Annotated in this window: 13 protein-coding genes; 1 reads left to right on the top strand and 12 read right to left on the bottom strand. The window is 23.1% G+C overall.

What is annotated here, in order from left to right; translation table 11 throughout:
• Position 1: 1 nt before the first annotated feature.
• The 12 genes from AB4W57_RS00660 to ndhC all read right to left on the bottom strand — a co-directional run bounded on the left by AB4W57_RS00660 (position 2) and on the right by ndhC (position 13,367).
• A complete protein-coding gene (locus AB4W57_RS00660; RefSeq protein WP_367677644.1) occupies positions 2–1,474 on the bottom strand; it encodes a NuoM family protein in 1,473 nt (490 codons plus the stop codon).
• Between the two features lie 54 nt (positions 1,475–1,528).
• Positions 1,529–3,394, bottom strand: a complete 1,866-nt coding sequence (locus AB4W57_RS00655) for an NADH-quinone oxidoreductase subunit L (RefSeq protein WP_367677643.1) — start codon at positions 3,392–3,394, stop codon at positions 1,529–1,531.
• The gene (gene nuoK, locus AB4W57_RS00650) at positions 3,391–3,693 is read right to left on the bottom strand and encodes an NADH-quinone oxidoreductase subunit NuoK (RefSeq protein ID WP_367677642.1); all 303 of its coding nucleotides are present in this window, start codon (positions 3,691–3,693) and stop codon (positions 3,391–3,393) included. Before nuoK ends, AB4W57_RS00655 begins: the two co-directional genes overlap by 4 nt.
• A 15-nt stretch (positions 3,694–3,708) precedes the next feature.
• Positions 3,709–4,215, bottom strand: coding sequence for an NADH-quinone oxidoreductase subunit J (locus AB4W57_RS00645; protein ID WP_367677641.1), 507 nt, complete (start codon positions 4,213–4,215; stop codon positions 3,709–3,711).
• 12 nt (positions 4,216–4,227) lie between these two features.
• The gene (gene nuoI, locus AB4W57_RS00640; protein ID WP_367677640.1) at positions 4,228–4,770 is read right to left on the bottom strand and encodes an NADH-quinone oxidoreductase subunit NuoI; all 543 of its coding nucleotides are present in this window, start codon (positions 4,768–4,770) and stop codon (positions 4,228–4,230) included.
• A gap of 13 nt (positions 4,771–4,783) precedes the next feature.
• Entirely contained in the window at positions 4,784–5,761 is a 978-nt protein-coding gene (nuoH, locus tag AB4W57_RS00635) for an NADH-quinone oxidoreductase subunit NuoH (protein WP_367677639.1), read from the bottom strand.
• 1 nt (position 5,762) lies between these two features.
• Positions 5,763–8,483 (bottom strand): NADH-quinone oxidoreductase subunit NuoG, encoded by a 2,721-nt coding sequence (nuoG, locus tag AB4W57_RS00630; protein WP_367677638.1) that lies wholly within the window; start codon positions 8,481–8,483, stop codon positions 5,763–5,765.
• A gap of 101 nt (positions 8,484–8,584) precedes the next feature.
• On the bottom strand, positions 8,585–9,916 hold the full coding sequence (nuoF, locus tag AB4W57_RS00625) for an NADH-quinone oxidoreductase subunit NuoF (RefSeq protein ID WP_367677637.1): 1,332 nt from the start codon (positions 9,914–9,916) through the stop codon (positions 8,585–8,587).
• Positions 9,913–10,413 (bottom strand): NADH-quinone oxidoreductase subunit NuoE, encoded by a 501-nt coding sequence (nuoE, locus tag AB4W57_RS00620; RefSeq protein WP_367677636.1) that lies wholly within the window; start codon positions 10,411–10,413, stop codon positions 9,913–9,915. Before nuoE ends, nuoF begins: the two co-directional genes overlap by 4 nt.
• A 7-nt stretch (positions 10,414–10,420) precedes the next feature.
• On the bottom strand, positions 10,421–12,217 hold the full coding sequence (gene nuoC, locus AB4W57_RS00615) for an NADH-quinone oxidoreductase subunit C/D (RefSeq protein WP_367677635.1): 1,797 nt from the start codon (positions 12,215–12,217) through the stop codon (positions 10,421–10,423).
• Positions 12,218–12,285: 68 nt separating this feature from the next.
• Complete coding sequence (locus AB4W57_RS00610; RefSeq protein ID WP_367677634.1) at positions 12,286–12,948, bottom strand: NADH-quinone oxidoreductase subunit B family protein; 663 nt, start codon at positions 12,946–12,948, stop codon at positions 12,286–12,288.
• 14 nt (positions 12,949–12,962) lie between these two features.
• A complete protein-coding gene (ndhC, locus tag AB4W57_RS00605) occupies positions 12,963–13,367 on the bottom strand; it encodes an NADH-quinone oxidoreductase subunit A (RefSeq protein ID WP_367677633.1) in 405 nt (134 codons plus the stop codon).
• A 328-nt stretch (positions 13,368–13,695) separates the two neighbouring features.
• Here ndhC and dnaK point away from each other — a divergent pair, with 328 nt between their 5' ends.
• Positions 13,696–15,615 (top strand): molecular chaperone DnaK, encoded by a 1,920-nt coding sequence (gene dnaK, locus AB4W57_RS00600; RefSeq protein WP_367677632.1) that lies wholly within the window; start codon positions 13,696–13,698, stop codon positions 15,613–15,615.
• The last annotated feature ends 39 nt before the right edge of the window (positions 15,616–15,654 follow it).

Here is a 15,654-nt window from a genome sequence, read left to right as displayed (position 1 = left end):
TTTATATTATTGAAGTATCAAAAATATTTAATACAATATTCGGATATAATCCAATAAATATTAATAAAAAAGACAAAATAAAAAGAATTATAAATTCTAAAATAGAAATTTTATATAAAAATAAAATTTTTTTATTAGATCCATAAAAAATTTTATGAAACATATTTAAAAAACAAACTGCAAAAAAAACTAATCCTATCATAGAAACTGCAGTTAATATAGGATAAACATGAAAACTACCTAATAATATTAAAAACTCTCCAATAAAATTCCCTGTTCCTGGTATTCCTAAGCTAGACATAATAAAAAATAAGAAAAAACCTGGAACAAAAAACATATGTTCCCATAATCCACCCATTTTTTTAAAATTATCTGTTTGAAAATTTTTATATAATATTCTCGTTAAAATGATCAATGCTGATGTAGACAAACTATAAGAAATCATATATAAAATAATTCCTTGATAAGCTAAAATATTCCTAGAAAAAATTGCAATTAAAATAAAACCCATATGCGAAATAGACATATATGCTATAACTTTTTTAATACTATTTTGATTAAAAGCTATAAAAATACTATAAAAAATACAAATTACTCCTAAAATACAAAAAAAAATAGAATACTTTAAAGATATGTTAGAAAATAATAATAGATGAAATCGTAATAAACTATATATACCTACTTTAATTATAATTCCAACTAAATCAAAAGCTCCAGAAATAGGAGTATTTTTATGAAAACTTGGAAACCAACTATGAAAAGGAATTAAAGGGATTTTAATCATAAAAGATATAAAAAATCCAATTAAAATAAACAATGTATATATATTATTTTCAAAAAAATTTTTTAAAATATTTAAATCAAAAGTTAAAATATGAGTTTTATCATAATAAATTTTTACTAAACTGATCATAGAAAGTAAAAATATTAATCCAGATATTTGTGAATATATTAAATACTTATTTGCAATTTGAGATCGATTTAAAAAATTATTTTTTTTACCCCAAAATGTCATTAAAAAATAAGTTGGTATAGATATAATTTCCCAGAAAATAAAAAATAAAAATAAATCCCAAGATAAAAATATACCTATTAAGTTTGAAACAATACACATCATACAAAAATAAAAAATACCTATATTTTTTATATCTTCATTCCAAGTTAATAAAATTGAAATAAAAGTTAAAAAAATAGTTAAAAAAATCATTAAAAATGATAAACCATCTAAAGCTAAATGAAAATGTATACCTAAATTAGATATCCAAGAAACATTAATTTCTGTATAAAAAAAATGATCAATATTTTTTTTTAATAAATAAAATTGTTTCTTATAAAAAAAATCTAAAAGTAAAAAACCATTTAAACTTATAAAAAATAATGCAATCCAGCGAGGTATTTTTTTTCCTAAAAATTCAAATTGCCAAGAAAAAAATCCTCCTAAAAAAGGTATAAAAATTAATGCACAAAGAAACATAATAAAAAATCCTATTTTAAAAAATATTAATTATACTTAAAAAAATATATAAAATTAAAAAATATCCTCAAAAAAAATATAAAAAATTATATTAATAAATAAAACAGATATCATGATTCCTAGAAAAATATATAAGATATATAATTGTAAAGATTTATTTTGAAATTTAATTAAAAATTTATTACTTATTTTTAATAAAAAATAAAAGATATTCATAATTTTTTCTATGTAATCTATATAAAAAATTTTTTTTAAAAAAATAAATAAATTTACAAAAAATATACTATAAATAAAATCTAAACCAAAATTTTTTTTTAATAACGTTAACAGAACAGAATTTTTATGTTTTTTTAAAACAGTTAAAGTATTTTTTTTATGTATCACAAAATAATAATATGAAATAAATATTCCTAAAAAAATCAAAATAGATAAAAATATTTCAAATATATTTTTTTTTAAATTTGTAATTTCGTAATAGATTGATATATTTAAGAAAGGACGAAAATACACAATACTCAAACAAGAACATAATATACATAAAATAAATAACGGAAATATATTAAAAAAATTATTTGATTTTTTTATTGAAATGTTTAAATCATCATAAAAAATTAAGAAAAAAAGTCTAGATGCGTATATAGATGTTAAAAATGATCCAATAATTCCAACTATAAAAAAATAATAATATTCTTTAGAAAAAGAATCCCAAATAATAGATCCTTTAGTATAAAAACTAGAAGTAAATAAAGGCAACGCAATTAAAGAAGATATACCGATGATAAAAACAATATATAAAAATCGTAAATTATATTTTAGGCCACCCATACGTAAAATATTCATTTGATTATAACAAGAAAAAATTAAGGAACCAGATGAAAGAAATAATAATGCTTTAAAAAAAGAATGAATAACCAAATGTGCTAAAACAACATTCCAAAATTTCATTCCTAATCCTAAAAACATATAACCAATTTGACTCATAGTAGAATAAGCAAGAATTTTTTTTATATTTTTTTCAAAAATAGCAGATATACTAGACAAAATAATAGTAATTGATCCAATGATAGAAATTAAAGTTAATAATGTCGAAGATAATTCAAACAAATTATGCATTCTAATTATTAAATAAATACCTGCTGTAATCATAGTAGCTGAATGAATTAATGCAGATACAGGAGTTGGTCCTACCATTGCTTTAGTTAACCATACTTGAAATGGAAACTGTGCTGATTTTGTCATCGTACCTAAGAAGATAAAAAATGCACTTAAAGTTAAAATATCATTCCATGGTAAAGATGTATTATATCGTAAAGCTATTGCATTTAATTCATGAAAATTTAATGTTTTACATTGAAATAAAAATAAAAAGATAGCAAGTAAAATAAATAAATCACCAATTCTTGTAATAACAAATGCTTTCATTGCAGATTCAATATTTTTTTTTTCTACATAATAAAAACCAATTAAAGCATATGAACAAAAACCTACTATCTCCCATGCTACATAAGTTAATAAAAGATTATTAGATAAAACCAATAAATTCATACTAGAAATAAAAAAATTTATATAAGCAAAAAATCTAGAAAGATCAATATTTTTTCGCATGTACCAAATAGAAAACACTTGTATTAAAAAACCTACTCCTGTAATGACTTGTAACATAGTTAAAGATAAATTATCTATATATAGACCAAAAGTAATATTAAAATTATTTACAGATAATATAGTCCAAAAATTTTTTTCAATATAAGAATTTTCAGAAAAAAAATTTATGTAAAAATAATTTATTAATATAAAACAAAAAAATACAGGCATTACACCTAAAATATTATATATATAATTTGAAAATTTTTTTCGAGAAAAAATTATTAATATAAAACTTAATAATGGAATGAAAACTGTTAAACACAAAACATTCATTTTTTTATCTCACTTAAAACATTAATATCTAAAGTATTTTTATATTTATAAATATTTATTAAAAACGCTAAACCAACACTAGCCTCAGAAGCTGCAATAGTAATTATAAAAATATACATAATTTGCCCATCTATTTGTTTCCAATAATTACCTATACATACTATCATTAAAGCTATCGCATTAATCATAATCTCTAAACCAATTAAAACATATAATAAATTTCTTTGAATAATTAAACATATAAATCCTAAAAAAAATAATAACATTGATAAAATTAAACCGCTAAAAATAGTAACCAAAATAAACTCCAAAAATTATTCAATTTTAATGTTTTTTTTATGAATGCATAAATGTACAACAACGATTAATGATGCTAATAAAATTACAGAAATAAGTTCTATAAAAAATATATATTTATGAAATAGATATTTTCCAAGAATATTCATATTTATGATATCTATATATATAGATTTATAATCTAATATACGAAATATATAAAGTATATAAATTATCAAAGATATAGAAATAAAAAAAATACATATAGTAAAAAATTTTATAATAAAATCTTTTTTTTTAAAAAAAAAATCATTTTTTAAGTTTAACATCATAATTACAAAAACAAATAAAACCATTATAGCACCAGCATATATAATAGTTTCTATAGAACCAATAAAAAATAATCCTAAAGAAAAATAAATACCTGAAATAGATAAAAAAGAAATTATTAAATATAATAAAGAATATATAGGATTTTTTTGAAAAATAGCACATATTGTAGAAAAAATTGTTATAAAACTAAATATATAAAAAAAAACTTGCATTAAATTTTCTCCTTAAGGTAAAAGACTTTTTATATCTATAGTTTTATTTTTTTTATTTTTTAATTGTTTTTTAGGTTCTTTAATTGATACTCCAGAAAATTTATAAAAATCATAATCAGAATATTTACCAGGACCTGAAATTAATAAATCTTCTTTTTCATATATTAAATCTTGTCTTTTATATTCAGATAATTCAAAATCTGGAATTAATTGAATTGCTGCTGTTGGACATGCTTCTTCGCATAATCCACAAAAAATACATCTAGAAAAATTAATTCTAAAAAACTTTGCACGCCAACGATTATTAGATAAATTTTCTTTTTGTAAAGAAATACATCCTACTGGACATACTACTGCACATAAATTACAAGCTACACAACGTTCTTCTTTATTTTTATTTCTAGTTAGTATTATTCTTCCTCGATATCTAGGAGATAAAGAAACAGGATTTTCTGGATATAATTTAGTTTCTCGTTTAGAAAAAGCGTTTAAAAATACTAAAAATATACTATTTATTTGCGATATTATTCCTACAAAAAAATTTTTAAAAAACATATTAACCTCGATACTAAATTCTATAAATTAATGTAAAAAATGCAATAATAATTAAGTTTATTAAAGCAATAGGAAAACATATTAACCATCCAAATATCATCATTTGATCATATCTTGGTCTCGGTAAAGAAGCCCGAATTAATATAAAAAATAATATAAAAATTAAGGATTTTAAAAAAAACCAAATATAAGAAGAACAATATATACCATAATAACCTCCAAAAAATAGAGATGTAATTAAAAAAGACATAATTATCATAGAAATATATTCTCCTATAAAAAACATTCCAAATTTCATACCAGAATATTCTATATGATAACCATCAGCAAGTTCTTGTTCAGATTCTGGTTGATCAAAAGGATGTCGATGACATATTGCTAAAGCTGAAATAAAAAATATAATAAAACTAAAAAAGTGTGGAATGACATTCCATAAATGTTTTTGATTATCAATAATATCTATTAAATTAAAAGATCCACATTTAATTACCGTTGGCATTATTGATAAACCTAAAAAAATTTCATAACTTATAGTTTGAGCTGCAGCTCGTATTGCACCTAATAAAGAATATTTATTTCCACTAGACCAACCTGCTAATAATATTGAATAAACAGATAAACTTGCCATCATTAAAAAAAATAATATTCCGATTTTTAAATTAAATATACAAAAATTAATATCAAATGGAATAATTATACATATTAAAAAAACAGTACTAAATGCTAATACTGGAGCAATATTAAAAATAAACTTATTTGCGAAAGGAGGAGTCCAATCTTCTTTAAAAAATATTTTAATCATATCAGCAAATAACTGCAATGAACCAAAATATCCTACTCTATTCGGACCATATCTATTTTGAAATAAAGCTAATACACGTCTTTCTATGACACTTAAAAACGCTCCAAAAAAAATTATTATAATAAAAATGCAAAAAGTTTTAAATAAATTTAATATAAAATCATAATTTTTTATAAATAAATAATTCATTTTATACTTCCTTTAAATCTTGTATTTCTTTTCCAATTAAAGAAATAGGAATTCTAGATTGACCTATAGGTAAAGCTACATATCCTAAAGCTAGACTATCAGAAAATCTTGTATAAAAAGTGTAAGTATCTGATAAATATGTAAAAGAAACTTTATTTTTATTTGATATTTTTAAACGTTGAGCATCTTTTGTATTAATTATTAAATATGGACTAATCATTTTTTTTTGAATAACTGAAGAATATTGACTAATCTCTTCACTTCCAAATAATAAATAATACGGTACAATAACAAGATTATTAGTTTTATTTAATCTAATTGGAACTTTAGAAAAGCTCATATATTTATTATTTAATTTATTATGTAATAAAAATTTTCCTGTATTACCAGATAATAAACTTCCAGAAACTTCTTTTTGAAATTTATGAATGCCTTGAGATGAATTCCATTCAGGAGACCAAATAAAAGGAATAAAAGATGTATATTTTTTGTAAATTCCACTACCTTCCATAGAAAATGCAAACATTGTATCATTATCTTGTATTTGAGAAATTTCATGAACATCAATATCTGCTCTTAAAGAAGTCCGTCCACTAGATCTATTTGAAGAACGAGGAATTTTCTGCCCTATGACTTTAAAAGATGAATCAGGTGCAGCTTCTTTTATGTTCTTTAAAAAAGATATATTTTGTATACATGCATTAATAATTTCATCTAAATTATTAAAAAAATTATTTTTAGAGTCTCTTTTTTTATTTAATAAATTTAAAATTTTCCAAGCAGGAAGAATATTAATTTTATTATCATAAAAATTTGTATTATATACTTGAAAAAATCTTTGTGCTCGGAGTTCATAATTTATTAAAGTCCCAGAACTTTCAAAAAAATTTGCAGCTGGGAAAAAAATATTCGCATAATTAAAAATTTTTGTTTTTTGATGATCTATAACAATAATATTATTAATATTCTTTAAAGTTTTTTTTAAATCAGATTTAGAAAATGCACAAAATAAATCGTTTTCTACAATAATTAATGTAGAATTGTTTTTATTTTTAACTTGATTTAAAACATTATTTACAGATCGTCCATTAATAATAGAAGTTCCCATAGAATTTGAATAAGGTGTTAAAAAAATTAAACCAACTTGTGATCCTACTTTTTTTAAACTACTTGCAATATTATAAGAAGATTTAATTAAATCTAAATTACGAGAATGTGATCCAGAAATAATTAAAACTTTTTTTGCTTGAAGTAATATATTTGTAATATATCTGGATTTTTCTCTTAAATAATCTGGTAACGTATCTGAATATGAAAAGTTATCTTTTAAATTTTCTGAAATACAAAATGCAAAATAAGCTTGATCTTGTGCGTGCGCTTCATAAGAAAAATTTGATAAATCTTCTAATTTTGTTTTATATACATTTGTTATAAATAAAAAATTCTTGTTAGAATAAGATAAATTTTTTATTGCTAAAGCATGCCAATTATGTATATTATTACTTTTTAATATTTTTTTAGGAATATTTTTTAAAGCTTGTCTAATAGATAGACCTAATCTTGAAGAAGTTTGTGTTACATCTTCTCCTAAAATAAAAATTACATCATAATCTTCAACTTCTTTTAAAGATGGTATTTTAATAGTATTTTTTTTTAATATTTTAAAAATCAAAGATGCACATTTATGATCTATATCAATCATACCAGTAGAAAAATTTTTTTCACCAACTAAAGTTTTTAACATAAAATTTGTTTCAATACTAGCGCGAGGAGATCCAATACCAATTATAACTGATGAATTACGAAGTATTTTAACAAATTTTTTTATTGCTATATTGAAATCAATTTTTTGATATATATTTTTATTTTTTATATAACAATGATTTAATCTATCTTTAGAATTAGAATATCCATATGAAAAGCGACCTAAATCACATAAAAAATAATTATTTATATCTTCATGATATCTATTTTCTATACGTCTAATTTTATTATATCTTTCTCCAACAGTAATATTACATCCAATACTACAGTGAGAACATATACTAGGAGCATTCTGTAAATCCCATTTTCTAGTATAATTTTTTGAATGCGTTTTATCAGTAAAAACACCTGTTGGACAAACTTCTATTAAATTTCCAGAATACTCACTTTCTAATTCTCCATCTTGAAATCGACCAAAAAAAATATTTTGATTAGAACCATATACATCAAAATCTTTTCCATCTGCATAATCTTTATAATATCTGACACATCTATAACAAGAAATACATCGATTCATTTCATGAGAAATAAAAAATCCCAAATATTGACTTTTATATGTTTTTTTTTCAAATCTATAACGACGATGAGTATGTTGAGTCATAACTGTCATATCTTGTAAATGACAATTTCCACCTTCTTCACATATAGGACAATCATGTGGATGGTTTAACATCAATAATTCAATAATATTTTTTCTAAAATTTTTAGATTCAATATCATTAATAGTAATTATAGAATTTTCTTCTATAGGAGTCATACAAGACATAACAATTCTTCCAGAAACATCATTTTTATCTTGATATTTTTTTACAGCACATTGTCTACATGCTCCTACACTACCTAGTTTTGGATGCCAACAAAAATAAGGAATATTAAATCCTAAAGTTAAACAAACTTGAAGTAAATTACTTGATGAGTGAACATTATAGTCTTTCCCATCTATATTAATTTTAAACATATCTAATTTTTCCAAATTTTTTCTTAAAATAAAGAATAATATTAAATAACTTATACAATACTGATAAAATTATTAAACTAAATTAAAAATTTTTATTTAATCTATTTTTTAAAATTAGTTTGTATACCTGGAATTTTTATTACGATATCATTTTTTTTAATCGTAATTTTATCTTTAAACTCTTGAATAAAGTATTTCATAGCACTTTTTAATGGTGCAGCAGCTCCTGGTGCATGTGCACAAAATGTATTTCCAGGACTCATTTGTAAACATAAATTTTTTAAAATTTCTACATCTCCTTGACATCCTTTATTATTTTTTAAAGACTTTAAAATTTTTACTATCCATGGTAATCCTTCTCGACAGGGTGTACATAATCCACATGATTCTCTAGCAAAAAATTTTTCTAAATTAAGTAATAATTTAATAATATTTGTTTTATTATCTATAGCTAAAGATAATCCTGTACCTAATCTACTACCAATTTTTTGAATACTCGTAAAACCCATTTCTACATCTAAATGTTCTTCTAATAATAAATCTGTTCCTGCTCCTCCAGGTAACCAAGCTTTTAATTTTAAATTACTTTTCATACCTCCAGCATATTTTTCTAAAATTTCTCTTGCAGTAATACCAAATGGTAGTTCCCATATTCCTGGATTTTTTACAAGCCCAGAAAAACCCATTAATTTTGTTCCGGAATCCTCATTTTTTGAAAGATTTTTATACCAACTAACAGAATGAGAAATAATTACTGGAATATTAATTAATGTTTCAACATTATTTACACAAGTAGGTTTACCCCATAATCCTATATTTGCAGGAAATGGAGGCTTAATCCTTGGATTAGCTCTTTTTCCTTCTAAAGAATTAATTAAAGCTGTTTCTTCTCCACAAATATATCTTCCTGCTCCAGTATGTAAATAAAGATTAAAAGAAAAATTACTATTTAATATATTTTTACCTAAAAAATTATTTTTATACGATTGATCTAAAGCCTTAATTAATATATTTTCTGGAACAAAATATTCACCACGTAAAAAAATATATCCATATGAGACATTTAAAGCATAAGCTGCAATGATCATTCCTTCAATTAATTGATGAGGAGAATTTTCAATTATCCATCTATCTTTATATGTACCAGGTTCCATTTCATCTGCATTACATATTAAATATTTTGTTGTATATTCTTTACCTTTTGGCATTAAACTCCATTTTATACCTGTTGGAAATCCTGCTCCTCCTCGTCCTTTTAAACCTGATTGAATTACTTTTTCAACAACTTGCTGAGAAGTCATTTCATTCAAACATTTTTTTAAAGCAGAATAACCATTTTTTTTAATATATTCTTTAATCCATATAGTTTTTTTATCTTCTCTAAAACGCCAAGTTAAAGGATTTGATTCTTCTAATAAATTTTTATTGCTCATTTTAATGAATCCAAAATTTTTAAAATAGAATTTTTATTTAAATGAAAATATATTTTATTATTAATCATAAGTACAGGTCCTTTATCACATGCACCTAAACAACAAATGGGCAATAATGTAAAATTATTATCTGTAGTTGTTTCGCCACATTTAATACATAATTTATTTTCTAATAAACGTTTAATTTTTTTATATCCAGTAATATAACATACAACACTATCACAAAATTTAATTACATAACGACCTACAGGATTTCTAAAAATCTGACTATAAAAAGTAGCTACACTTTCTATTTCACTAACTGGAATCTTTAATACTTCAGATAAAAATATAATAGACTTATCTGAAACCCATCCATAATATTTTTGTACAATTTTTAAAGATTCAATTAAAATCGATCGATTATCTAAAGTATGCTTTGTTAAACTATTAATTTCTTTATATATTATATTATTAATAATAAATATTTTTTGATTAAATTTTTTTATTTTATTCATTTTATCTTTACCTATCCACATCTGACATAACAAAATCAATACTACCTAAATATACAATTAAATCTGATATACAACTATTTTTTATAACAGAAGGAATTTGCTGTAAATGTGCAAAACTAGGAGTTCTAATTCTAGTACGATAACTCATCGTACTTCCATCACTAATTATATAGTAACTATTAATACCTTTAGTAGCTTCAATCATTTGTAAATTTTCTCCAAATGGAATTACAGTACCCCATGAAACTTGTAAAAAATGTGTAATTAAAGTCTCTATATCTTGTAATGTGTTTTCTTTAGAAGGAGGAGTAGTTAAAGGATGATCAGATTTATATGAACCTTCAGGCATATTTTTTAAACATTGTTTTAAAATCTTTAAACTTTCATATATTTCTTCTACTTTTAATAAAACTCTATGATAACAATCACTAATTCCATTACCTATAGGTATTTCAAAATCAAAATTTTCATATCCTGAATAAGGTCTATTTTTTCTTAAATCAAAATTAACTCCTGTTGCTCTTAATCCAGCTCCTGTAACTCCCCAAGATAAAGCTTCTTTTTTATTATAAGCTGCGATTCCTTTAGATCGCGCTATTAAAATACTATTTTTTAAAGCAATATTAATATATAAATTTAATCTTTTAGGAATCCAATCTAATAAATCTTTTAATAGTCTTTCCCATCCTTTAGGTAAATCATTAGCTAGTCCTCCAATCCTAAACCAAGCAGGATGCATTCGAAATCCAGTAATTAATTCTATTACATCATAAATTTTTTGACGATCAGTAAATGCTAAAAAAACAGAACTCATAGATCCAACATCTTGAATAAAAGTTGAAATATATAATAAATGACTATTTATACGAAATAATTCTGAAAGCATTACTCGAATACATTCAACACGAGCAGAAACAACAATTCCAGCTAGTTTTTCAATTGATAAAATATATGGCATTTCATTAACACATCCACCTAAATATTCAATACGATCTGTATAAGGAATATAACTATGCCAAGATTGTCGTTCACTCATTTTTTCAGCACCTCTATGGTGATATCCAATATCTGGCACACAATTGATAATTTTTTCTCCTTTCAATTGTAAAATAATACGAAAAGCACCATGAGCAGAAGGATGATTTGGTCCTACATTCAAAAACATAAAATCTTCATTATGATTATTTGTTTGCATACCCCATTCTTTTGGATCAAACTTTAAAGCAGACATTTCTAAATCTTGTACTTCCTGTGTTAAAGTATATAAAGAAAATTCTGTCGCTCTTGCAGGATAATCTTTTCTTAATGGATGACCTATCCAATTTTTAGGCATTAAAATACGTTTTAAACACGGATGTCCAGAAAAATTAATTCCAAACATATCCCATATTTCTCGTTCATACCAATTAGCATTTGAATAAAAATTAGTAATTGTTGGAACTGTTAAATTTTTTTCAAATAATGGAACCTTCAGCATTAAATCTAAATTCTTATTAATAGATAAAAAATAATAAAAAACAGAAAAATCAGATTTAGGAAAAGTGTTTCTATTTACTCTCATTCTTTCATCAATTGCATGTAAATCAAATAACATATCATAACAATTATTTTTATATAAAAAATCTATAAAATCTAATAAATTCTCTTTTTTAATCCAAATAACTGGATGATCAATACAAGTTTTTTGTATAAAAAAACTTTCTACTCCAAAAATATTAGATAAAGTTTTAATAATAGGAAATCTAAAATATTCTTCCCATGTATTTTTTTTAGAGAAAAAAACATCATTATTATCATTCAACATAAATTTTTTTATACCTTACTATAAAATTCTATAATTAAATTAATTTATATTATTTAAAAATTATAAAATTATACTTTATTTGGATTTTTAAGATCATATAAAGAAACTATTTTAGAGCGATTCTTTTCTCTTCTAGATTTAAAATTTGCTTTATAAATTTTTTGGTCACCTACAACCCAAGATAAAGGTCTTCTTTCTTCTGCAATAACTTTTTGCAAAAGCATTAATCCTTGCATATAAGCTTCAGGTCTAGGAGGACAACCAGGTATATAGATATCTACAGGTAAAATTTTATCTATACCTTGTACTACTGAATAAATGTCGTACATACCACCAGAATTTGCACAAGAACCCATAGAAATTACCCATTTTGGTTCTAACATTTGATCATATAAACGTTTAATAATAGGTGCCATCTTAATAAATGGGGTTCCAGCAATAATCATAACATCTGCTTGTCGTGGAGATGCTCTTAAAACTTCTGAACCAAAACGAGATACGTCATGTACGGAAGTAAAAGAAGTAACCATTTCAACATAACAACACGATAATCCAAAATTATAAGGCCATAAAGAATTTTTTCTACCCCAATTAACTAAATAATTAATAATTTTTTTTAAATTTCCAAAAAAAATATTATTTTTTATCGCTAGTTTAATTGGATCATTAGTAATTTTTTCTATTTTTTCATTATTTTTTTTAAAATTTATCTTAGTTAAAGTATATTTCATTAAATCCTCATATATTATTCAGATGAATTATGATTTTTAAACTTATTATCTTCAAAAAATTTTAACGCTTTTATTCTAAATAAATATATTAAAGATAATAATATCATAAAAATAAAAAAAGACATTTCAATTAATCCAACCCATTTTGCTTCTCTAACACATATAGACCAAGAATATATATATAAAGATTCAATATCAAATATCACAAAAAACATTGCTATCAAATAAAATTTTATTGAAAATCTTAAACTAGCGTTTCCAGTAGAAGGAGCTCCAGATTCAAAAGGTAGATTTTTTTCATAAGAAGAAGATTTTCCTCCTAAAATCCAACTAAAAAACAATACAATACAACAAAATGAAAATATAAAAAATAAAAAAGAAAAAAAATTTATATATTGCATAATATTTTGATAAAGCATATTCTCTCCAGGAAAAAATATTTTTATAAATAAAAATATTTTAAAATATTTAAATTATAAATATTTTAATTCTATTGATATATCACATGTAAAATAATCATTTTTCAAGTATAATAACATTGTTAATATATTTTTAAAAAAATATTATAAAATTATAAAACTAACTTTTTAAATTATATTTAAAATAATTTATTCTCAAAGACTTGAGGTATTTTAAATAGTCCCCATTTTATTGTTATTGATAATAATTAAATTTATATCATTTTTTAAAAAAATTATATTTTTAAAAATTTTTAATTTTATAATCACATAACACAAGGAGATTTACATGGGTAAAATTATTGGAATCGATTTAGGTACAACAAATTCTTGTGTAGCTATTATGGATGGTAATAAAGCTAAAGTTTTAGAAAATTCTGAAGGAGAACGTACTACACCTTCAATTATTGCTTATACTGAAAATGGAGAAATTCTCGTTGGGCAACCTGCTAAAAGACAAGCTATTACTAATCCAAAAAATACACTTTTTGCAATTAAAAGATTAATCGGTCGAAAATTTACAGATCAAGAAGTACAACGCGATCTTTCTATTATGCCTTATGAAATTGTTAAATCAAATAATAACGATGCATGGATTAATATAAAAAATCAAAAAATAGCACCTCCTCAAATATCTGCTGAAGTTTTAAAAAAAATGAAAAAAACAGCAGAAGATTATTTAGGAGAAAAAGTTACTGAAGCTGTTATTACTGTACCAGCATATTTTAACGATACACAAAGACAAGCAACAAAAGATGCAGGAAAAATAGCAGGATTAAACGTTAAAAGAATAATTAATGAGCCTACTGCTGCAGCATTAGCATATGGATTAGATAAAAATAAAGGGAATAAAACAATTGCTGTATATGATTTAGGTGGTGGAACATTCGATATTTCTATTATAGAAATAGATGAAGTAGATAAAGAAAAAACATTTGAAGTATTAGCAACTAACGGAGATACACATTTAGGTGGAGAAGATTTTGATAGCAGATTAATAAATTATTTAGTTGAAGAATTTCAAAAACAACAAGGATTTAACTTAAAAAATGATTCATTAGCTATGCAAAGATTAAAAGAAGCTGCAGAAAAAGCTAAAATTGAATTATCTTCTACGCAAGAAACAAATATTAATCTACCATACATCACAGCAGATGCAAATGGACCAAAACATTTAAACATTAAAGTCACTCGAGCTAAATTAGAATCACTTGTAGAAGATTTAGTAAAAAAATCTATTAATCCTGTAAAAATAGCATTAAAAGATGCAAAACTATCTGTACAAGATATAAACGATATAATATTAGTCGGCGGACAAACAAGAATGCCGATGGTACAAAAAAAAGTATCAGAATTCTTTGGAAAAGAACCAAGAAAAGATGTAAATCCAGATGAAGCTGTAGCTGTAGGTGCAGCAGTACAAGGTGGAGTTTTAGCGGGTGATGTAAAAGATGTTTTATTATTAGATGTAACACCATTATCTCTAGGAATTGAAACTATGGGTGGTGTAATGACAACTTTAATTAATAAAAATACTACAATACCAACTAAACATAGCCAAATCTTTTCTACAGCAGAAGATAATCAATCAGCTGTAACAATTCATGTTTTACAAGGTGAACGTAAAAAATCTAACGATAATAAATCTTTAGGACAATTTAATTTAGATGGAATACAGCCAGCACCAAGAGGAATGGCGCAAATAGAAGTAACATTTGATATTGATGCAGATGGAATTTTACATGTATCTGCAAAAGATAAAAAAACTGGAAAAGAACAAAAAATTACTATACAAGCCTCTTCTGGATTAAAAGAAGAAGAAATTAAGAAAATGATTTCCGAAGCAGAAGCTCATGCTGAAGAAGATCGAAAATTTGAAGAATTAGTTCAAATTAGAAATCAAGGAGATCAAATTTCACATAGCACTAGAAAACAATTAGAAGAATGTAAAGATAAAATTGATATCAAAGATAAAGAATCTATTGAATTAGCGTTAAAAAATCTAGATGAAGCATTAAAAAAAGAAAATAAACAAGAAATTGAATCTAAAATACAAGAATTGTTAAAAGTATCTTCAAAATTAATAGAAGCTACAAAACAACAAAACACATCTAACAAATCTAATGAAAATAATACTTCTTCTGAATCAAAAAAAGATCCAAAAGTAGTAGATGCGGAATTTGAAGAAGTAAAAAATTCAAAAAAATAAAGTTAATATTATTAATATTTATTAATTTTTTTAGTGCAA

Source organism: Buchnera aphidicola (Chaitophorus populicola) (assembly GCF_964058995.1).
Taxonomy (GTDB): Bacteria; Pseudomonadota; Gammaproteobacteria; order Enterobacterales; family Enterobacteriaceae; genus Buchnera_J; species Buchnera_J aphidicola_BO.
The sequence above is the reverse complement of the archived record's forward strand: the minus strand, read 5'-3'. Positions and strand labels throughout refer to the sequence as shown.

Coding starts and splice junctions, on each gene's coding strand:
- AB4W57_RS00660 (WP_367677644.1), bottom strand. CDS start 1,474: ATGTTTCTTTGTGCATTAATTTTTATACCTTTTTTAGGAGGATTTTTT.
- AB4W57_RS00655 (WP_367677643.1), bottom strand. CDS start 3,394: ATGAATGTTTTGTGTTTAACAGTTTTCATTCCATTATTAAGTTTTATA.
- AB4W57_RS00645 (WP_367677641.1), bottom strand. CDS start 4,215: ATGCAAGTTTTTTTTTATATATTTAGTTTTATAACAATTTTTTCTACA.
- nuoI (WP_367677640.1), bottom strand. CDS start 4,770: ATGTTTTTTAAAAATTTTTTTGTAGGAATAATATCGCAAATAAATAGT.
- nuoH (WP_367677639.1), bottom strand. CDS start 5,761: ATGAATTATTTATTTATAAAAAATTATGATTTTATATTAAATTTATTT.
- nuoG (WP_367677638.1), bottom strand. CDS start 8,483: ATGTTTAAAATTAATATAGATGGGAAAGACTATAATGTTCACTCATCA.
- nuoF (WP_367677637.1), bottom strand. CDS start 9,916: ATGAGCAATAAAAATTTATTAGAAGAATCAAATCCTTTAACTTGGCGT.
- nuoE (WP_367677636.1), bottom strand. CDS start 10,413: ATGAATAAAATAAAAAAATTTAATCAAAAAATATTTATTATTAATAAT.
- nuoC (WP_367677635.1), bottom strand. CDS start 12,217: ATGTTGAATGATAATAATGATGTTTTTTTCTCTAAAAAAAATACATGG.
- AB4W57_RS00610 (WP_367677634.1), bottom strand. CDS start 12,948: ATGAAATATACTTTAACTAAGATAAATTTTAAAAAAAATAATGAAAAA.
- ndhC (WP_367677633.1), bottom strand. CDS start 13,367: ATGCTTTATCAAAATATTATGCAATATATAAATTTTTTTTCTTTTTTA.
- dnaK (WP_367677632.1), top strand. CDS start 13,696: ATGGGTAAAATTATTGGAATCGATTTAGGTACAACAAATTCTTGTGTA.